This is a genomic window from Streptococcus suis, assembly GCF_902702775.1.
In the GTDB taxonomy this organism is placed as follows: Bacteria; Bacillota; Bacilli; order Lactobacillales; family Streptococcaceae; genus Streptococcus; species Streptococcus hashimotonensis.
The window spans coordinates 1,993,336-2,012,314 of the sequence record NZ_LR738724.1 but is presented as its reverse complement, the minus strand read 5'-3'; the positions used below and the strand labels follow the sequence as shown (position 1 = coordinate 2,012,314).

Sequence of the window (18,979 nt, the reverse complement as noted above, 5' to 3'; positions counted from 1 at the left end):
CTGTTCTGCAGTTTCCGTTTTTTGGTTGAGGAAAGGTTGATTTACAGGAATTTTGATATAATGGAAAAAAGTGTACGAAAGGAATGTGTATGAAAGCAACAGAACGACGTAAGAAAATCCTATCCCTTTTACGAGAAAGCCTCGATCCCCTTGCAGCTAATTATCTGGCGAAAGAATTTGGAGTGAGTCGGCAAGTAATTGTTGGAGATGTAGCCTTGCTTCGTGCGGAGGGAGAAGCTGTCTTGGCAACTCCGAGAGGGTACTTGCTCCAATCTTCTTTGCCATCTACTGAAGGAGCCTACATTCGAAAGATAGCTTGTCAACATGGTCCAGAAGAGGTAGAAAGAGAGTTGACAATCTTGCTAGAGGGTGGAGCTCAAATATTAGATGTTGAAATTGAGCATCCCATTTACGGCTTATTATCCGGCAAGCTGAATATTGCAAGTTTAGAAGATAGGGATCATTTTTTGGATGCCTTGGGTCAATACCAAGGTGTGTTACTGAGTAATTTAACAGAAGGAGTTCATACACATACAGTCTCTTTCCCATCTGTGCAAGCCTATAATGAACTTTCAGTAGCTTTAAAACATGCAGGTATTTTACTAGAAAATCAATAAACCTTAAACCTTACAGGTGTCTTGACACCTGTAAGGTTTTGTTTTATAATCAAACCAATAGAAAGAGAGGTGCCTAATGTCCCAATTAACACTATCATCTAAAAATTCAGTTAAGCAGCTATCAATTAGTGCAATTTTAACCGCATTTGCCATTTTAATACCTTTAATGATGCCGATTAAAATCATTATTGGCCCAGCATCCTATACACTTGCTAGTCACATTCCTTTGTTTATAGCCATGTTTATTTCACCAGCTACTGCTATTTTTGTTGCTTTAGGTTCTAGTTTGGGATTTTTCCTCGCTGGTTTTCCAATCGTTATTGTATTTCGGGCGCTTACGCATCTGTTCTTCCTTACCTTAGGTGCGGTCTTGGTCAAGCGATTTCCGATTCTTATGGATTCTAAGCGCTTTTTACTATTAGGAATCGGGCTTAATCTCCTGCATGGTCTAGGAGAATATATTGTGGTGATGGTACTTACGTCGGGGGAACAAACTTCTGCTACCTACTGGATAACGATGCTTGGCTTGGTGGGTGTTGGTTCGGCTATTCATGGATTGCTTGATTTTAGTTTAGCTTATTATTTCTGGAAAATGTTAAAAGAACGGAAAATTTATCAACCATAATCAGTTATGATGAGGAATATATTTTAGAAGCTGGAGAATATTCTCTAGCTTTTTTTGGAAATTTTTCTGGAAATGTACGATATTTATTCATTTTTTAAGAAAATTTGCATAAATATGTTGCAAAAAGTATAAATATACACTATAATAGTCACTAAGTTTTATTTGCTAATATATATAGAAATGAGAAAGTTTATGACAAAAGAAAAATTAATCTTAGCTTATTCAGGTGGCCTGGATACTTCAGTTGCAATTGCTTGGTTGAAGAAAGACTATGATGTCATTGCGGTTTGTATGGATGTTGGAGAGGGTAAGGACCTCGACTTTATTCATGATAAGGCCTTATCAATCGGTGCTATTGAGTCCCATGTATTGGATGTAAAAGAAGAATTCGCCCAAGAATATGTCCTACCAGCCCTACAAGCCCATGCCTACTATGAGCAAAAATATCCGCTGGTATCGGCTCTCAGCCGTCCTTTGATTTCTAAAAAGTTGGTGGAAATGGCTCATAAGACAGGAGCAACCACTATCGCTCACGGCTGTACTGGTAAGGGCAATGACCAGGTGCGGTTTGAGGTAGCCATTGCAGCCCTGGATCCAAGCTTGAAAGTCGTGGCTCCTGTCCGTGAATGGAAGTGGGCGCGTGAAGAGGAAATTATCTTCGCCAAGGAAAATGGTGTACCAGTCCCTGCTGACCTGGACAGTCCTTACTCAGTTGACCAAAACCTTTGGGGTCGTGCCAATGAGTGCGGAGTTTTAGAAAATCCATGGAATGAAGCGCCAGAAGATGCTTTTGGCATCACTACTTCTCCAGAAAATGCACCAGATACTCCTGAGTATGTCGATATTGAGTTTAAAGCAGGGATTCCCGTTGCTGTGAATGGTGAAGAGTTAAGTCTGGCTAATCTCATTCAAAAACTCAATGTCATTGCTGGTAAGCATGGTGTGGGACGGATTGACCACGTGGAAAATCGTTTAGTCGGAATCAAGTCACGTGAAATTTATGAGTGTCCAGGTGCTATTACCCTTCTGACAGCCCACAAGGAAATTGAAGATTTGACCTTGGTACGGGAAGTATCGCATTTCAAACCGATTGTTTCAAATGAACTCTCTAACTTGATTTACAATGGTTTGTGGTTCAATCCTGCAACAGATGCCTTGAAGGCCTATCTTGCTCAGACCCAGGCAGTTGTTAATGGCACCGCAAAAGTGAAATTGTATAAGGGATCAGCCAAAGTAGTTGCTCGGAAATCTCCAAATTCCCTTTATAATGAATATTTGGCAACCTATACCAGTGCAGATACTTTTGACCAAGATGCAGCAGTTGGTTTCATCAAGCTTTGGGGATTACCAACCAAGGTCAATGCGGAAATTCATAAAAAGAGCTAGAAAGTAGGAGCTTATGGAAGCAAAGAAATTATGGGGAGGTCGCTTTGAAGCCAGTCTTGAGGAATGGGTTGAAGAATTCGGAGCCTCCATTCGCTTTGACCAAAAATTGGCCAAGTATGATATTCAGGGGTCTTTAGCCCATGTCAAGATGCTTGGAGCCACAGGGATTATCAAGCTTGAAGAAGCCCAGGCTATTCAAACTGGTCTGGAAGAATTGTTAGCAGACTATGAGGCTGGCAAGTTGGTGTTTGATATTCGAAACGAAGACATTCACATGAATATTGAAAGTCTATTGACGGAGAAAATTGGTCCAGTTGCAGGTAAACTCCACACAGCTCGTTCTCGTAACGATCAAGTAGCGACCGATATGCACCTTTATCTGAAGGATACCCTCTTTCAAGTGGTAGACAAATTGACCAACCTACGTCAGATTTTAGTAGATCTTGCACAGGAACATGTGGAAACTATCATGCCCGGCTATACCCACTTGCAACATGCCCAGCCTATCAGTTTTGCTCAGCACTTGTTGGCCTATTACAACATGTTCAGCCGAGACAGTGACCGTTTTACATTCAACATGCAGCATACAGATCTATCCCCACTTGGTGCGGCGGCCTTGGCAGGGACGACCTTTCCGATTGACCGTCAGATGACCTCTGATTTGATGGGATTTGCCAAGCCTTATAGTAATTCTCTTGATGCTGTGTCTGACCGTGATTTTATCCTGGAATTTCTGTCAAATGCCAGTATCCTCATGATGCACATGTCGCGTTTGTGTGAAGAAATCATTAACTGGTGTTCACATGAATACCAATTTGTCACCCTATCCGATACCTTTTCAACAGGTTCTTCCATCATGCCTCAGAAGAAAAATCCAGATATGGCTGAGCTGATTCGGGGGAAAACAGGTAGAGTTTATGGGAACTTAGTTGGTCTACTGACGGTCATGAAATCCCTGCCTTTAACCTATAACAAGGACTTGCAGGAAGACAAGGAAGGCATGTTTGACACGGCAGAAACGATTTTAGTATCTATCGATATTTTGGCAGGGATGTTGCAATCGATGACGGTCCATAAGGAAAGGATGGCTCAATCGACAGAGAAGGACTTTTCCAATGCGACTGAATTGGCAGACTATCTAGCAAACAAGGGTATGCCCTTCCGCCAAGCGCATGAGATTGTTGGAAAACTGGTCTTGGAATGTAGCAAGGCAGGACACTATCTCCAGGATGTATCGTTTGAGACCTATCAGGCTATTTCGCCTCTTATTCAAGCAGATATTTATGATGCCTTGTCCTCCAAAGTTGCTGTCAGTCGCAGAAATTCCCTTGGCGGGACAGGTTTTGAATCGATTACAGACCAGTTGAAAAGTGCCAAAGAGGAAATTCAGAACGCAAAAAGCCTATAAACGGTATGTTTATTGGCTTTTTTGAATTTTGTGGTATAATAGAAGTAATTTTGAAAGATGGAGTGGCAGTTTGAAAAAAAGCTATCGTGTCAAGCGTGAACGAGATTTTAATGACATTTTTACAAAAGGAAACAATGTCGCCAATCGGAGGTTTGTTGTCTACCGATTACCTAAAGAGCAGAAGCATTTCCGAGTAGGTTTATCTGTCAGCAAAAAATTGGGAAACGCTGTCATGCGAAATAAGATTAAGCGCAGGATTCGTCACATCTTAATTGAATGCCAACATCAACTGGTAGCAGATGACTTTGTTATCATTGCTCGAAAAGGTGTAGAGGAATTGTCCTATCAAGAAATGAAGCAAAACCTCATCCATGTTTTGAAACTAGCTAAACTATACCAGGAAGGTGTTGTGATTGAAAAAGAAAGTTAAATGGGCAGGTCTACTGGTAGTATCTCTAATTGTTTTAACAGCCTGCGGAACAGGGCCAGTGACCAGTCAATCTACAGATGCGTGGGATAGATTAATTTACTGGTTTGCCAGCATTATTCAGTTCCTATCTATCAACGGTCAAATTGGAATCGGTATTATACTTTTTACCATTTTAATTCGAACCCTTCTGTTGCCTTTGTTCCAAATACAGATGAATTCCTCACGGAAGATGCAGGAGCTTCAACCTCAGCTGAAAAAGTTGCAAGCGGAGTATCCAGGAACGGATATGGAAAGTCGCCAGCAGCTCTATGAAGCAACGCAAGCTCTCTACAAAGAGAATGGTGTCAGCATGAGGGCGTCCATGATTCCGCTCTTTATTCAAATGCCAATCCTTTTGGCCCTCTTTCAAGCTCTGACACGTGTTGAAGCCTTGAAAGTAGGTCACTTCCTTTGGTTAAATCTTGGGGAGCCGGATCCGTTCTTTATTTTGCCGATTCTGGCTGCAGTGTTTACATTCCTTAGCTCATGGTTGACCAATAAATCAGCAATTGAGAAGAATATGGCTATGACAATTATGACCTATGTCATGCCCGTGATAATCTTTTTCTTTGCTGTGGCAGCTGCTAGTGGGGTGGCTTTGTATTGGACGGTGTCAAATGCCTATCAGGTTGCTCAAACCTTGGTGTTCAATAATCCGTTTAAAATAATAGCAGAGCGTCAAGCGAAAATTGCTGCGGAAAAAGAACGTCAGGCAAAAATCCGACGGGCACAGAAAAAAGCACAGAAAAAGAAATAGGAAAACTAGGAGAGAGAAGATGAAATTTACAGGAGCAAGTGTTGAAGAGGCCATCCAGAATGGCTTGGTAGAGCTGAATATTCCTCGAAAAAAAGCACATATTACTGTGGTTGCGCGTGAGAAGAAAGGTTTCCTTGGTTTCGGTAAAAAGCCAGCGATTGTGGATATTGATGTCATCAATGAAACAACGGTTGTTAAGGCTAATCAGAAAGCAGTTCGTGGCGTTCCAAGTGAAATTAATGACCTCAATGAACCAGTAAAAAGCGTTTCAGAGGCTACGATTGACCTAGGAAAAGTTGTTGCAGCGGTGAAAGAATTTGAAAAGTCTGGTCAAACGCTTGATGATGATATTAAAGCGCAGATCTTGAAAAATGAAAAAGAAGCGACAACGATTTTGGAAGAAACAGGTCGGATTGAAATTCTTTCAGAAGATTTACTAACTACTACAGATGCAACAACATCTGCTAAGGAAGACGTAAATCAAGAAGTCGTCTCAGAAAATCAAGCAGATAATTTTGCTGATTTAGATATTAAGATTGAGCCTCAGTATGATATTGAACAAGTTGTTTCAGAAGTGACAGCTTATGTACAAGAAATTCTGGATGATATGGATGTTGAGGCGCGTATTGATACAAGTCATAATCGCCGTACAATCAATATTCAAGTGGATACCAATGAACCAGGTCGTGTTATCGGTTATCACGGAAAAGTCTTAAAGGCTTTGCAACTTTTGGCTCAGAACTTCTTATACAACCGTTATGAGCGTAATTTCTATATTACAATCAATGTGAATGATTATGTAGAACACCGCGCAGAGGTTCTTCAAGGCTACGCACAAAAATTGGCAGAACGTGTTTTGGCAGAGCAGGAAGCCTACCATACAGATCCGATGTCAAGTAGCGAACGTAAAATTATCCACCGCATTATCTCTAAAATGGACGGTTTGACAAGCTATTCAGAAGGTAGCGAGCCGAACCGATATGTCGTTGTAGATATTGAAGGGAATCATGATTAAAAAGAGGCTAGTCCTCTTTTTTCAATGATTTTCTGATTCTTTCCTAAAAGTATGGTAGAATAGCTTGACAAACGAACAGAATTTATATAAAATAGTTTAGTATGTTTAGTAACTGATCAAAACTAGCCGGCTAAACGAATACAAGAATCTAAGAGGAGGTATTCATCGTGAAACGTACTTTTCAACCAAGTAAAATCCGTCGCGCGCGTAAACACGGTTTCCGTAGCCGTATGGCAACTAAAAACGGCCGTCGCGTGTTAGCTGCTCGTCGCCGTAAGGGACGTAAAGTTCTTACAGTAGCATAAGAAGATGAAAAGAGAAGCCAGCAGAAACTCGAGTCTGCTGGTTTTTTTCTTCTCATAAGAATCTTCTGAAATATGTTACAATAGTAGGAAAGAAAGTGATGGAACGATGATACAAATTTTTGACACCCACACCCACCTCAACGTAGAGCAGTTTGACGGTCGGGTCCAAGAAGAATTAGACTTTGCCAAGGAAATGGGGGTCACCCTCCACAATGTGGTCGGTTTTGACCGAGCAACCATTGACAAGGCTATGGAACTGGCTGACCAGCATCCTGAAATTTATCTGACACTGGGCTGGCATCCGACAGAGGCTGGCACCTATGATGAGGAAGTAGAAAGCTACTTGCTTGAGGCACTCAAACATCCCAAGGTCATTGCCCTGGGGGAGATTGGGCTGGACTACTACTGGATGACAGCGGACAAGGAAACCCAGGCTCGTGTTTTCAAGCGACAGATGGAGTTGGCCAAGCAGTTGGATTTGCCCTTTGTGGTTCATACTCGCGATGCTTTGGAAGATACTTACCAGATCATCAAGGAAGTCGGCGTCGGTCCGCGTGGAGGCATCATGCATTCCTTCTCTGGTACGCTGGAGGAGGCTCAGGCCTTCATGGACTTGGGTATGCACATCTCCTTCTCGGGAGTGGTGACCTTCAAGAAAGCCGTCGAACTTCAGGAAGCGGCGCAAGCATTGCCCCTAGAAAAAATCCTAGTCGAAACAGATGCGCCCTACCTGGCCCCAGTTCCTAAGCGTGGTCGGGAAAATCGCACCGGCTACACCAGATATGTGGTGGATATGCTGGCCCAGCTTCGCAACCAGTCGGTCGAAGAAGTGGCGAAAGCGACCTACGAGAATGCAAGGAGCTTGTTCAGAATTGACTCAGAAAATTAAGATACAGGAAGTCCTCGTTGTTGAGGGAAAAGACGATACAGCAAACCTAAAACGATTTTACGAGGTGGATACCTACGAAACCAGAGGCTCTGCCATATCAGACGATGACTTGGAACGCATCGAGAAACTCCATGACCTGCGTGGCGTCATTGTCTTTACTGACCCAGACTACAATGGGGAGCGGATTCGGAAGATGATTATGCAAGCCATTCCCACGGTCAAACACGCCTTCTTACAGCGGGACGAGGCTCGGCCCCAGTCAAAAACAAAAGGGCGGTCCTTGGGTATTGAGCACGCCAGCTTTGAGGACTTGGAAAAAGCCCTCGCAGGCGTGCGTGGTTACTACGATGATGAAAATAACTTTGACATCACTAAGTCAGATCTGATGCGCCTAGGCTTGCTTATGGGCGGAGACAGTCGCAAGCGGAGGGAGTATCTGGGAGAAAAGCTCCGCATCGGCTATTGCAACGGCAAGCAACTGCTTAAACGCTTGGAGCTGTTTGGGATTGGTCTGGCGGAAGTTGAGGAGGCAATGGAGACTTTCGTTGAAGGGAGTAAGAAATGAAGCGGTTGAAAAAAGAGCGGGGTCAACATCGTAAGCTTCAGAATCTATTGAAAGCTATGAGTTATATTTCTTGGTCGATGTGCTCGGAAGATGCTCTATACGATCATTTCCATGTGCCAAGTAGCCCATTCATACAATCAACGAAAACTAGACCAGCAATCAAAAGACAGTTTTGTCAGGGGTGGGAGATGTTGACGGAGCGGTTTATAGCTGGCAAACCAGAAGAGCTCCGCTTTTGTAAGGTCGTATCAATTTTGTGCCTACCAGAGTTGTGGAGTTCGCAGTTGATTGTGTTTTATGACCAAGATTACTATGAACGATTTTTTAAGAATCCAAGATGGCATCGAAATCTGGATCAGTCTATTCTTATAAATACAAGAAATCGGTGGCTGACATCGGTAGATAAATGCATCGCTGCAGATGAATTGCAGGCTGATGATGGAACGTTCCTCCAAGGAGAAGCAATTTTTTTAGGAGAGTTTCCTAGTTGGATAGGTGAAAGGTATAACGAATAAATTATTGAAGTGAGGGAGTATGAGTAGGACAGAGCACGTCATCCTAACCAATATGTGCATGATTACAGACGGGCAGCAGGTATTGGTCCAGGATAGGAAGTCAAAAAAATGGCCTGGAATTACATTCCCTGGTGGCCATGTCGAGCCAAATGAGTCAATTGTTTCCTCCGTCATTCGTGAGGTCAAAGAAGAAACAGGTTTGGCAGTATCCAATCTCGAACTCTGTGGCATTCAAAACTGGACGGACCCTATTGACCACTATCGCTATCTGGTATTTTGCTACAAAACCAGCCATTTTGCAGGTTCTATTCAATCTTCAGATGAGGGCGAGGTCTTCTGGATTAATCGTGCGGAGCTGAAGAATATTCCGCTGGCAGACGGTTTTGAATTTATGTTGGAAATCTTTGAACAACCACAACTGACGGAGAATTATTACTGGTTTGAAGACGGCGAGTGGAAGATTGATAACAAGTAGGATGTAGAAGCAAACTGCCGATAGACTTGACAATTTTACTTAAAAATCCTAGAATATAAATAGAAAGGTCCTCAAGTTTTCACTTGAGGACCAATAGGACCGTTTTAAAGACGGGACGGATTTGCAGATAACAGAAAAACCGCTACTTACAGACCGGTCAAAGTTGGAAGTGCGGTTTTACTGTTTATTTTTTTCGTTGAAATATTAGAACCTATATTCACAGTTCAGCACTTCCACCTAAGGCTAGTTTTCAGCTACTCATCGTTAGTTTTTTTCAAAATACAGTCGTATTCCCTCAAAAAACTGCCTTGATTAACTAAAAACTATCTCTTATATAAAAGTACTTCACTTGTGAATACAGGTTCTTAAAATAGCCAGTAAAAAATGCCGAAGTTTATCATTAGATCAATCGCTTCGTAAACGGACATTGACGGTCACCTTTTCTAAGGAGTTGTGCCATGGTCTCACCTCCTGCATCAGATTTCCGTCCCGCCTTCGGAACTTCCCTACACTAGATTAATTCGGAAAACAACAAGCATTTTGTTCCGCCTTTTTAAAATAAAAGGCAAAAAAATGAGAAACACACATAAGAATCGCTAAAGAGTTGTACAATAAGTTTGACAACTCTTTTTTTCTATGCTATAGTAAGCCTAGAAATGATGAGAGGTATTGCTTATGGAAGCTATTGTATATTCCCATTTTCGAAATCACTTAAAGGACTATATGAAAAAGGTCAATGATGAGTTTGAGCCTTTGGTCGTGGTTAATAAAAATCCAGAGGAAGATATTGTTGTACTCTCAAAGAGCGAGTGGGATAGTTTACAAGAAACCCTCACTGTTGCTCGGAACACCTATCTGTCTCAAAAAGTTTTGCGTGGTATGGCTCAAGTCAAAGCAGGGCAAACCCAAGAACGAAACCTGATAGAGGCCGACTAGCATGGGAATCCATTTTACAGAGGATGCTTGGGAAGACTATCTTTATTGGCAAGGTCAGGATAAGAAAACACTGAAGAGAATCAATAAAATTATCAAGGATATGCAGCGACATCCTTTTGAAGGCATTGCCAAACCAGAACCTTTGAAGTATGATTATCAAGGTGCTTGGTCAAGGAGGATTGATGCGGAGAATCGGTTGATTTATATGGTGGAGGCTGATCGGTTGTGCATCCTGTCGCTAAAGGACCATTATGGGTGAGAGTAGAAGAAACTGAGATAAAAGATGCAGATAATCAAACTGACAAAAATTGATTTTGTTACCTCGCTGTCTATCTGAAGCTTGCTTAGAAATAAAAAAACAAGAAAGAACACACATGAGAATCGCAGACAAAAACGTTACTCGGGCCGTCCTTGAACGCCACGGGTTTACCTTTAAGAAATCCTTCGGTCAGAACTTTTTGACCGATACCAATATTTTACAGAAGATTGTGGACACGGCAGAGATTGACCAGAATGTCAATGTCATCGAGATTGGTCCTGGAATCGGGGCCTTGACCGAGTTTTTGGCAGAAAATGCTGCTGAGGTCATGGCCTTTGAGATTGACGACCGCCTGATTCCGATTTTGGCGGACACCTTGGGCCGCTTTGACAATGTGACCGTGGTCAACCAAGACATCCTGAAAACCGACCTGCAGACCCAGATTCAGAATTTCAAGAATCCTGACCTGCCCATCAAGGTCGTGGCCAACCTGCCTTACTACATCACAACTCCTATCCTCATGCACCTGATTGAGAGCAAGATTCCCTTCAGCGAGTTCGTGGTCATGATGCAACGGGAGGTTGCCGACCGCATTTCTGCCGAGCCAAACACCAAAGCTTACGGCAGCCTGTCCATTGCGGTCCAGTACTACATGACTGCCAAGGTGGCTTTCATCGTGCCTCGCACCGTCTTTGTGCCCACACCCAACGTGGACTCCGCCATTCTCAAAATGGTCCGCCGCGAGCAACCTCTGGTGAGCGTCAAGGATGAAGATTTCTTCTTCCGGGTGTCCAAGGCCAGCTTTGTGCATCGCCGCAAGACCCTGTGGAACAACCTGACCAACCATTTCGGTAAGTCCGAAGAAGTCAAGGACAAGCTGACGCAGGCACTTGGCATGGCAGAGCTGGAAGCCAGTGTCCGTGGAGAAGCACTTTCTATGGCTGACTTCGCGCGTTTGTCTGACAGCCTTCAGGAAGTAGGCTTATAAAAAAATATTTGATTGTGGAGAAATCTGCAATCAATATTTAGTTTATTTAGAATTATAGTAGTTTTCTACTTGCCTTGTTCGTTGACAGTGGGGAGAAAGCTTGCTATACTGAAATGTAACTAACTTTTGAAAAATATTGTCTGCAAATTGGCAGAATATTTACAAAAACAAGAGAGGGTTTCCCTCTTTTTTTATGAAGGTATCCTTATGTTTAAAAACATGTTAAAAAAGCATCCCCATCTAGTTGCCATTGGCCTATTTGTGGGCTTTTCTTTATTATTATTGGTTCCTCACTTGCTGACCAAGGGCATGGTGACAGGTGCGGACTTGATTTTCCACTACAATCGTTTCTATGATGCGGCTATGCAGATGAAGGAGGGGAATTTCTCCTATATTATCAGTTTGTATGGCTATCAACAGTCAGGACGGATTGTCAATGCTCTCTACGGGCCTTATTTTGCCTATCTACAAGGAGCGCTAGTTCTTTTAAGTGGGACCTGGTTCCGCTATCAGATTTTGTCCAACCTTCTTTTGGGCACTCTGAGTGCGACTTCCCTCTATCTCCTCATGCGTGAGGTCAAGGTCAAATATGCTCATTCCATCCTCTTGTCCCTCTTCTTTGTAACGACCTACTCCATCCAGTATTGGTGGGCAACTCAAGGATTTACCAGCTGGGGTGTGGCCCTTTTTCCACTTTGTTTGATTCCTGCGGTTCGTTTCCTACAGACCAAAAAAGTACCGATATTCCTCATGGCAGGAGCGGTAGGGCTCATGTTGCAGGTTCATATGCTATCAACCTTGTTCTTGGTCATTGCCTATGGTGTTCTCTTCCTGATTGGTTGGTGGAAATCAGACCAAAAAATGAAGATTATTGGACAAGTAGCCCTTTCGGTGTGCATTTTCTTGCTTCTGACCATCAACATCTGGTTGCCACTTGTCTATATCAACGCGACCAACACCTTGGTGCCACCATTTGTTAACAAGAAATTTGTCCTCAATACCGTAACATGGCTCAAAACAGCCTTTCTATACTATCCCTATCCCTTGCCAATTTTCTTTGGAATCTATCTCTATTTCTTGGTGAAAAATTGGAAGAAACAATCGCTGGTTTTGGGTGGTCTTGCTCTGACCTACGCAGTGTTTTTGATTTTGTCAACCAACCTCTTCCCTTGGCAGTTGTTTGCTGGGAAAGGAATTACACTCGTCGAATTGATTCAATTTCCCTTCCGCTTTTTCCTCTACGCCAATGCTCTTTTACTGGCAGTCGTAGGAGTCCAGGTGTCTGGCTTGTCCGACAAACTGCAGAAAATCTTTTCAGGTGTGGCTCTTGCCTCCTTGCTTATTTCGGTTGGTTTCCTCTGGAATCAGAGTTTTAAGGAAATCAATGGGCATTACTATAGCGATACCTTCCTGCAAAAAAGAATTCATACGACTCTGTACGGTACAACGGAAGAGTTACGGGCTTCTTTCCATTCTAAAGACTTGGGCGAATTTATCCACATTGCTCAGAAATCAACGCCAGACTATGTACCAGACTTGTCAGATAGCACAGGTCACATCACCAATGAAGAGTCGGATAATACCTATTTTACCTATCGTGACCAAGTGATTTTACCAAATCAAGACTTTACCAAAGAAGTTGATGGTGATCAGCTGGTGGTGACTTGGACGGCGTCGGAAGCAGAAGAAACAGCTGTGCCAATTATTGTCTACCAAGATAGTCAGCTCGTTTTGAATGATCAGGTCTTGGATAGAGAAGGAATGGAGCTTTCCACAATTGGTGTACCAACGGTTACCAGCCAAACAGGGCAGAATACCCTTGTCCTATCCTACAAGCAACAGTGGTGGTTATCGCCAGTTATCTTTATCAGTTTGACTGGATGGCTACTCTGGTTGATTTACTATATTTTTGCCTATCGAAAATCAAATCTTTCCTAAGAGAGAAATGTTATGAAACAAATCAATCCCAAGGCAAGCAAGCAATTTATTCTGGTTATGATTATGACCGTTTTGCTGGCGATGGGGCGGGCCCTTTTGTTAAGCGGTGTATCTTTTCCGCTCTGGTTTATTCCTCTGCCCCTGCTTGCCTATTCTATTTTTACCTTTTATGTATTGGCCTTGCTTGATAAATATGAGAAGTTTGTAAAGACCAAAACCTTTGCCAAGTATGTCGGTTATTTTCTAGGTTTTCTATATCTTGTCAACCTGGTTTATCGGCTCAATGCCAAGAAGTATCAACCCTGGAATATTTTCCGTAATAATCTCTTTCAGTTTGAACTTCTATTGATGTTGCTTCTTCCAGTATTGTTGGCATTTTTGTGGCGGAAGAATGCAGGAATCAGAGAAAAATTAAGTAAGTGGTCAGCCAGTCATTTGGTGCCGGATAGCTATTTGCTCTTGACCAGCTTGCTTTCTCTCAGTCCACTAGCTATATCTTATTGGAAAGATAGCCATTATGAGAGTTTGGTTGAGAAAGGTTCTTACATAGAGTTTTTCAGCCAGACTCCCTTGTTTGCACCTATTCATTTTATAGGGACCTACATTTTTCTTCGCTATCTTCATAAGGCATTTGTAGAGTTTAAGGCCAATCGGACGAATGTCCACAGCATGCTCTTTATCAGTTTGGCACTGGCTACCTTGTCGCATATTGGTTATCAGGCTTCTATGGCTGGGGGAACGGGTTCTTATTTCACACGCCACCTCTTTCCAGGAGCCATTGTCTTCCAAATTGCCTGCCTCTTTTTCCTCAATGTCATCATTAGCCTAGTTATCAACCGTCAAATCTTATCTGTTGCCGTGATTGCTAGTCTAAACGTCATTTTGGTTACGGCCAATTTTCTCAAATTCCGCTACCGTTCAGAGCCAATGACGCCCAATGATTTCAAATGGATTGGGAATATGGGGATGATTCTCAGTTTCATCAGTCTACGTGTTGTCTTGGTATCGCTCGTCTTTATAGTCCTCCTTGTGTTTATCTACCGACGTATTCACAAAAAGTACTTCCAAGGGAGGATCGTCGCTTCTATCTGGAAACGGCTGGCAGGAATTTCAGTCATCGTATCCCTAATTTTGGGAATGGGCTGGGCAATTCGCAATGAAAAAGACCACAAGATTGTTGGTTGGATTCCTATTCTTTCTCAGGTTAATAACTGGCGTAACGTGGACTGGAAGGGATATGCTTTTGTAGCTCGTTATCGCACTCTTTCATTCCTCTGGTTGCAGCAACTCAGCAAGACCAGTATGGAAATGCCTGAGAATTACTCTGAGAAGACCATGAAGGCTATTGTGAAGAAGTACACCGCCTTGGCTGAGGAAATCAATGCAGAACGGACAGGTCAATTGACTGACCAGACGGTAATCTACATTCTTAGTGAGAGTTTGGCTGACCCGCGTCGAATTCCAGGCGTGACCCTTAGTCAAAATGTCCTTCCAAATATTGAGTACATCATGAGCCAGACTACCAGTGGCTTGATGAAGAGTGACCACTATGGTGGTGGTACGGCTAATATCGAGTTTCAGGTCTACAGTGGTCTGCCCTTCTACAATTACAGCTCATCCATTTCTTCAGTCTATCTGGATGTGGCGCCTAATATGAAGAAGTTGCCAAGTATCAGTGACCTCTATCCGGCAGATAATCGTATCGCTATCCATCCTTACTACGATACCAGTTACAACCGAAATTCTATCTATAAGCAGCTGGGGATTGAGCAATTCTACACGCTCAATAGTGCCAAGTATCCTCTTACTGTGACGGCTGAGGATTATCAGGGGAATTTTGTCAGTGACAAGAAGACCTATGACTTGATTTTGGATCAGGTACGTTCAGGAACAAATACATTTGTCTCTGCTATTACCATGCAGAACCATGTTCAGTGGAATTCTCTAGAGCCTGCAGGTATAACAGCTTCGGGTGAGGGCTTCACGGCTGAGGAAAATGAAAACTTGACCAGCTATGTTCGCCTCCTATCCTTTACGGATCAGGCAACAAGGGATTTTCTAGACCAGCTTAAGACCTTGGATAAGAAAGTGACAGTTGTTTTTTACGGGGACCACCTACCAGGTTTGTATCCAGAGTCTGCTTTCGTGACGGACCCAAGCGCGCAGTACAAGACAGATTATTTCGTGTGGAGTAATTTTGAAACAGAAGACTACCATTATGATTTGGTCAATTCTAGCGACATGAATGCTCTTATGCTGGAGACGACCAATAACAAGGTCAGTCCTTACTATGCTCTCCTGACAGAAGTGCTTCATAAGGACCGTGTAGGGCAGGCTGAGCGGGATGCGAAAGTTGCAGAAGAACTCAAACTGGTCCAATATGACCTATCCACAGGAAAAGGCTACCTTTTGAAATACAAAGATTTTTTCAAAGTAGCGACTGAAACGACAGAATAAAAATAGACCAAGTCAGATAGCTGGCTTGGTTTCTTCTTTATGTGAAAAAGGACACAAACATGGCGAGTTGTGGTATAATAACTTTGTTTAATACAGATTTTTTATTGTTTTACTTAGAAATCTATCAAATGGTGGAGAAGAAATGAAAAAGAGGAATTTTTGGCTAACCTTATCTTGTATTTTTACAGTAGCCCTGCTCAATGTTGGCTTTCTGTACCAATATCGCTATATTATTGATGCTATTGCGGCTGGAGATAGACAGGCCTTTGTGTCTTGTTTTGTGCTGATGGGGCTAACTGTCCTTGTCATGCTGGTCTTTGAATACATTCGTCAGATTGCCAATGTCAGCTATCTCAATCAAGTAGGTTTCCAATTGCAGGCGACCTTTATTGGGAAAATTTTTAATTTACCTTTTAGGCAGTTTGTTGAGCAGGGGGCGGGAGCCTATATTTCCCAGCTCAATAATGATTTGGAGACGGTGAAAGAAGATTATTACGACGCTTTCTTTACTATTTTTCAAGGTGCTTGTACCTTTGGTATTGCCAGTTTGGCCCTTCTTAGCTTGGATGGTCTGACCGCTATTTTCTTGATTCTGATTTCATTCTTGCCAGTTGTGATTCCCTATTTGTTTAAAAAGCGGAGAAGGCTCAATCAGGAGGCGATTTCGGACAGTCAGCAGGTCTATAATACAAGGGTTTCAGATGTCTTTCTGAGTTATTTGCAAGTGAAAAATAGCCGCCAAAGACAGCAAGTTTTAGATGGGCTGAACGATCGCTATCAAGCAGTCAATGATAAGGTCAATCAGGCCAATCGAACGACAGTAACCATGCGGCTCTTAGTCGGTTTCGTCTTTTATCTGACCACTCTTTCGATTATCTTTATCGGTGGTTTTCAAGTCTTTTCTGGAGCCTTGACCATCGGTGGCTTGACAGCTATTCTGACCATTTCAGAGCAGTTGGTGGATCCTATTAATAGCATTGCGGCAGCCTTTTTGGACAGGCATGCCGTTAAGGAATTGAAGCAAGAGTTTGAGCTATCTACTTTGGGGCAAGAAGCGAAGGGACAGGAACTAGCTTCAGCTTTCCAGAGCATGCAACTGGTCAAGGCTAGTTATGCCATCGGTGAGAAGCAGGTCTTTGAAGACCTGACAGTAGCGTTTGAGCGTGGCAAGAAGTACCTGATTCTTGGGGAAAGTGGTTCTGGCAAATCTTCTTTGGCTCTTATTTTGACCAAGAATAGCCAACTGCAAGCAGGGGATATTTACTTTGATAAAACCTCTCTTGCAGACTTGTCCTACCAAGCCATTCAAGACAAGATTGCCTATCTGCCACAAGAGGGAGCCCTTTTCCATGATACTGTACTTTACAACTTGACCATGGGACAGGTTGTTTCAGAAGATAGGCTGATGTTTCTCATTAAGACCATGAATCTTGACAGTCGTTTTCCAAGTTATGCTTCTTTGAGCGAGGAAATCAGTGACGATAGTGGACTGTCTGGCGGACAAAAGCAACGCCTGCTCTTGATTCGTGCCTTGCTACAAGATAAGGAGGTCTTGTTGCTGGATGAAAGTCTGTCTGCCTTGGATCAGGAAACCTATACAGTAATTGAAGCCTACCTTACCTCACTAGCAGATAAGACGCTCATTCATATTTCCCACCGTGTGTCCGATGAGGTCCTTTCTCGTTATGATGGGGTGGTACAGATTGGGGAGAGTAATTAATTTTTGTCAGAATGTTCCTATCTAGGGGGAGTTATGAAAAAAATCATCTATCAATTGCGATTTGTTATTGCCATTCAGTTGGTTTTCCATATCTTATATAGTTTGACCAATGTCGTTTTGCCGGAGTTAAATAAGTATCTTTTTGACCATATTTTTCAGATGGGCTGGTCAGGGCTTGTCTGGCTCTTGTTGGCCTATGCTTTGACCATCATTGCCAATTCAGTCTTTCAGTACATTTCCCAAGTTTATGAGTGGAAGGTGTCTCAGGGCTTCTATGTCAATGCTAAAAAAGGCCTAGCAAACAGCTTGTTATCTCAGCCTTTATCCAAATTTTCAGAGAAGAATGTCTCTGCCTATCTGTCCATTTTTGACAACGATTTGGAAACCATTGAGGAGAGTTATCTGAGTCCTCTCATGGACATTATCCGCTCTAGTTTGAGCATGCTCATCTATGCGGTTTCCCTCTTTCTCTTTGTTCATCCCCTGGTTGCGGTTGGGATTATTCTGTCGTCTGCCTTGGCGGTCTTCATTCCCAAGTGGATTTCCGGTCCTCTTTCTCAGCGGCAGCGGGCATTTTTACAGAGTTTGGAAAGTTATTTTCAGGTGGTGACAGACCTCTTTTCTGCTAAGAATCGCGTTAATACCGAAACCTTCGGCTCCATCAGTCGTGTCCACCATCGGTCAGTAGTAGAAAGTGAACAGGCCCGTTTTCGCTTTGGGCAATTCAAGACCCTGGCTAATGTCGTCAATGGATTTTCCATGTTTTTGGTGCAATTAACAGCTTTTGGCTTGGTCGGCTACCTCTTGCTACAAAAAGAGCTGACCATCGGTGCAGCCATTGCGACTTTTAGCTATGTTGAAAATTTCATCTATCCTATGAAATACATCCTCTTGGATGTCAATTATATCCATTCGACCAAGGAAACAGTTGCCAATTTAGAAGACTATCTTGCTGGTCAGGTCTTGCCTGAGCAAGTGCTAAGCTATCCCAATGTGACAGCCTTGGAAGTGAAAGATGTAGCTTATCATGTGGGAGAATTAGCGGTCACCGATTTTTCCTATCGGTTTGACAAGGGGAAAAAGTATGCCATCATTGGTCCGTCAGCCAGCGGAAAATCCACTTTTCTACGAGTGTTGGCAGGAGAACTAGCTCTGGACAAGGGAAGTGTTTCCTATCTGGAAAACGATGTTTCACATGAAATGGAAGCAGCTACCGCCTTCTATCTCAGCCAGTTTGAGCATCTTTACCATACCGATTTTGAAAGCAATGTGTCTGTTTTTGGAACCTATGAGAAGGGAAGAGATGTCATGCTTGGCTTGTTAAGGAGCTTGCCAAAGAGTTTACAGGACACCTTGCGTACAACAACAGACCCCAGTCTCTTGAGTGGTGGCGAAAAAAATATCCTGTGTCTGCTCCGTGCCCTGATGAGTGGCAAGGACATCTTGCTCTTGGATGAACCGACCGCCCATTTAGACCCTGCCCTGACCAAGCAGGTCTTGACCAACCTCTTGCAGCTGGAGGACAAACTCATCGTTACCATCTTGCACCAATCAGACCCAGCCATCCTAGACATGTTTGATGTGGTTTTGGAAATGCGTGATGGAAAATTGAGCGAGAAGATATAAAAATGACCCCAAGCCAATAATTTTGACTT

Annotated in this window: 20 protein-coding genes; 19 read left to right on the top strand and 1 reads right to left on the bottom strand. The window is 42.9% G+C overall.

Features of this window, described 5'->3' with window-relative positions; all coding sequences use genetic code 11:
* Positions 1 to 89: 89 nt before the first annotated feature.
* The 12 genes from GPW69_RS09715 (at position 90) to GPW69_RS09660 (ending at position 9,026) form a co-directional block, all read left to right on the top strand.
* Positions 90 to 617, top strand: a complete 528-nt coding sequence (locus GPW69_RS09715) for a transcription repressor NadR (RefSeq protein WP_044772047.1) — start codon at positions 90 to 92, stop codon at positions 615 to 617.
* Between the two features lie 76 nt (positions 618 to 693).
* The gene (locus GPW69_RS09710; RefSeq protein ID WP_044669548.1) at positions 694 to 1,242 is read left to right on the top strand and encodes a hypothetical protein; all 549 of its coding nucleotides are present in this window, start codon (positions 694 to 696) and stop codon (positions 1,240 to 1,242) included.
* 192 nt (positions 1,243 to 1,434) lie between these two features.
* Entirely contained in the window at positions 1,435 to 2,628 is a 1,194-nt protein-coding gene (locus GPW69_RS09705; RefSeq protein ID WP_044679781.1) for an argininosuccinate synthase, read from the top strand.
* Between the two features lie 13 nt (positions 2,629 to 2,641).
* On the top strand, positions 2,642 to 4,036 hold the full coding sequence (gene argH / locus GPW69_RS09700) for an argininosuccinate lyase (RefSeq protein ID WP_044679783.1): 1,395 nt from the start codon (positions 2,642 to 2,644) through the stop codon (positions 4,034 to 4,036).
* 70 nt (positions 4,037 to 4,106) lie between these two features.
* A complete protein-coding gene (gene rnpA / locus GPW69_RS09695) occupies positions 4,107 to 4,466 on the top strand; it encodes a ribonuclease P protein component (protein ID WP_004194560.1) in 360 nt (119 codons plus the stop codon).
* Positions 4,450 to 5,262: a YidC/Oxa1 family membrane protein insertase gene (locus GPW69_RS09690; protein ID WP_029170980.1), complete on the top strand. Its 813-nt coding sequence runs from the start codon at positions 4,450 to 4,452 to the stop codon at positions 5,260 to 5,262. The genes rnpA and GPW69_RS09690 overlap by 17 nt, the downstream gene beginning before the upstream one ends.
* 19 nt (positions 5,263 to 5,281) lie before the next feature.
* Positions 5,282 to 6,277: an RNA-binding cell elongation regulator Jag/EloR gene (gene jag, locus GPW69_RS09685; protein WP_013730624.1), complete on the top strand. Its 996-nt coding sequence runs from the start codon at positions 5,282 to 5,284 to the stop codon at positions 6,275 to 6,277.
* Positions 6,278 to 6,444: 167 nt separating this feature from the next.
* Positions 6,445 to 6,582, top strand: a complete 138-nt coding sequence (rpmH, locus tag GPW69_RS09680) for a 50S ribosomal protein L34 (protein WP_002939016.1) — start codon at positions 6,445 to 6,447, stop codon at positions 6,580 to 6,582.
* A 106-nt stretch (positions 6,583 to 6,688) separates the two neighbouring features.
* A complete protein-coding gene (locus tag GPW69_RS09675) occupies positions 6,689 to 7,471 on the top strand; it encodes a TatD family hydrolase (RefSeq protein WP_074391591.1) in 783 nt (260 codons plus the stop codon).
* Positions 7,455 to 8,036, top strand: a complete 582-nt coding sequence (gene rnmV, locus GPW69_RS09670; protein WP_044763725.1) for a ribonuclease M5 — start codon at positions 7,455 to 7,457, stop codon at positions 8,034 to 8,036. Before GPW69_RS09675 ends, rnmV begins: the two co-directional genes overlap by 17 nt.
* Positions 8,033 to 8,551, top strand: coding sequence for a DUF3916 domain-containing protein (locus GPW69_RS09665; RefSeq protein WP_044763724.1), 519 nt, complete (start codon positions 8,033 to 8,035; stop codon positions 8,549 to 8,551). Before rnmV ends, GPW69_RS09665 begins: the two co-directional genes overlap by 4 nt.
* Positions 8,552 to 8,570: 19 nt before the next feature.
* The gene (locus GPW69_RS09660) at positions 8,571 to 9,026 is read left to right on the top strand and encodes an 8-oxo-dGTP diphosphatase (RefSeq protein WP_044763723.1); all 456 of its coding nucleotides are present in this window, start codon (positions 8,571 to 8,573) and stop codon (positions 9,024 to 9,026) included.
* 365 nt (positions 9,027 to 9,391) lie between these two features.
* Here the strand turns inward: GPW69_RS09660 and GPW69_RS10965 are convergent, their stop codons facing one another.
* Positions 9,392 to 9,454, bottom strand: coding sequence for a putative holin-like toxin (locus GPW69_RS10965; protein ID WP_220125378.1), 63 nt, complete (start codon positions 9,452 to 9,454; stop codon positions 9,392 to 9,394).
* Positions 9,455 to 9,701: 247 nt separating this feature from the next.
* Here GPW69_RS10965 and GPW69_RS09655 point away from each other — a divergent pair, with 247 nt between their 5' ends.
* The 7 genes from GPW69_RS09655 (at position 9,702) to GPW69_RS09625 (ending at position 18,950) form a co-directional block, all read left to right on the top strand.
* Positions 9,702 to 9,962, top strand: a complete 261-nt coding sequence (locus GPW69_RS09655; RefSeq protein WP_044763722.1) for a type II toxin-antitoxin system Phd/YefM family antitoxin — start codon at positions 9,702 to 9,704, stop codon at positions 9,960 to 9,962.
* Between the two features lies 1 nt (position 9,963).
* Positions 9,964 to 10,221 (top strand): Txe/YoeB family addiction module toxin, encoded by a 258-nt coding sequence (locus tag GPW69_RS09650; RefSeq protein WP_024384464.1) that lies wholly within the window; start codon positions 9,964 to 9,966, stop codon positions 10,219 to 10,221.
* A gap of 115 nt (positions 10,222 to 10,336) precedes the next feature.
* Positions 10,337 to 11,209: a 16S rRNA (adenine(1518)-N(6)/adenine(1519)-N(6))-dimethyltransferase RsmA gene (rsmA, locus tag GPW69_RS09645; protein ID WP_074391592.1), complete on the top strand. Its 873-nt coding sequence runs from the start codon at positions 10,337 to 10,339 to the stop codon at positions 11,207 to 11,209.
* A 207-nt stretch (positions 11,210 to 11,416) separates the two neighbouring features.
* On the top strand, positions 11,417 to 13,147 hold the full coding sequence (locus tag GPW69_RS09640; protein WP_074391593.1) for a hypothetical protein: 1,731 nt from the start codon (positions 11,417 to 11,419) through the stop codon (positions 13,145 to 13,147).
* Positions 13,148 to 13,159: 12 nt separating this feature from the next.
* The gene (locus GPW69_RS09635; RefSeq protein WP_074391594.1) at positions 13,160 to 15,604 is read left to right on the top strand and encodes an LTA synthase family protein; all 2,445 of its coding nucleotides are present in this window, start codon (positions 13,160 to 13,162) and stop codon (positions 15,602 to 15,604) included.
* Between the two features lie 142 nt (positions 15,605 to 15,746).
* Positions 15,747 to 17,324, top strand: coding sequence for an ATP-binding cassette domain-containing protein (locus tag GPW69_RS09630; protein WP_074391595.1), 1,578 nt, complete (start codon positions 15,747 to 15,749; stop codon positions 17,322 to 17,324).
* 33 nt (positions 17,325 to 17,357) lie between these two features.
* Positions 17,358 to 18,950: an ATP-binding cassette domain-containing protein gene (locus GPW69_RS09625; RefSeq protein WP_044684010.1), complete on the top strand. Its 1,593-nt coding sequence runs from the start codon at positions 17,358 to 17,360 to the stop codon at positions 18,948 to 18,950.
* The last annotated feature ends 29 nt before the right edge of the window (positions 18,951 to 18,979 follow it).

Bases quoted from the DNA above. Each gene is read 5' to 3' on its own strand.
- GPW69_RS09715 (WP_044772047.1), top strand. From the start codon at position 90: ATGAAAGCAACAGAACGACGTAAGAAAATCCTATCCCTTTTACGAGAA.
- GPW69_RS09710 (WP_044669548.1), top strand. From the start codon at position 694: ATGTCCCAATTAACACTATCATCTAAAAATTCAGTTAAGCAGCTATCA.
- GPW69_RS09705 (WP_044679781.1), top strand. From the start codon at position 1,435: ATGACAAAAGAAAAATTAATCTTAGCTTATTCAGGTGGCCTGGATACT.
- argH (WP_044679783.1), top strand. From the start codon at position 2,642: ATGGAAGCAAAGAAATTATGGGGAGGTCGCTTTGAAGCCAGTCTTGAG.
- jag (WP_013730624.1), top strand. From the start codon at position 5,282: ATGAAATTTACAGGAGCAAGTGTTGAAGAGGCCATCCAGAATGGCTTG.
- GPW69_RS09675 (WP_074391591.1), top strand. From the start codon at position 6,689: ATGATACAAATTTTTGACACCCACACCCACCTCAACGTAGAGCAGTTT.
- GPW69_RS09665 (WP_044763724.1), top strand. From the start codon at position 8,033: ATGAAGCGGTTGAAAAAAGAGCGGGGTCAACATCGTAAGCTTCAGAAT.
- GPW69_RS09660 (WP_044763723.1), top strand. From the start codon at position 8,571: ATGAGTAGGACAGAGCACGTCATCCTAACCAATATGTGCATGATTACA.
- GPW69_RS09655 (WP_044763722.1), top strand. From the start codon at position 9,702: ATGGAAGCTATTGTATATTCCCATTTTCGAAATCACTTAAAGGACTAT.
- GPW69_RS09650 (WP_024384464.1), top strand. From the start codon at position 9,964: ATGGGAATCCATTTTACAGAGGATGCTTGGGAAGACTATCTTTATTGG.
- rsmA (WP_074391592.1), top strand. From the start codon at position 10,337: ATGAGAATCGCAGACAAAAACGTTACTCGGGCCGTCCTTGAACGCCAC.
- GPW69_RS09640 (WP_074391593.1), top strand. From the start codon at position 11,417: ATGTTTAAAAACATGTTAAAAAAGCATCCCCATCTAGTTGCCATTGGC.
- GPW69_RS09635 (WP_074391594.1), top strand. From the start codon at position 13,160: ATGAAACAAATCAATCCCAAGGCAAGCAAGCAATTTATTCTGGTTATG.
- GPW69_RS09630 (WP_074391595.1), top strand. From the start codon at position 15,747: ATGAAAAAGAGGAATTTTTGGCTAACCTTATCTTGTATTTTTACAGTA.
- GPW69_RS09625 (WP_044684010.1), top strand. From the start codon at position 17,358: ATGAAAAAAATCATCTATCAATTGCGATTTGTTATTGCCATTCAGTTG.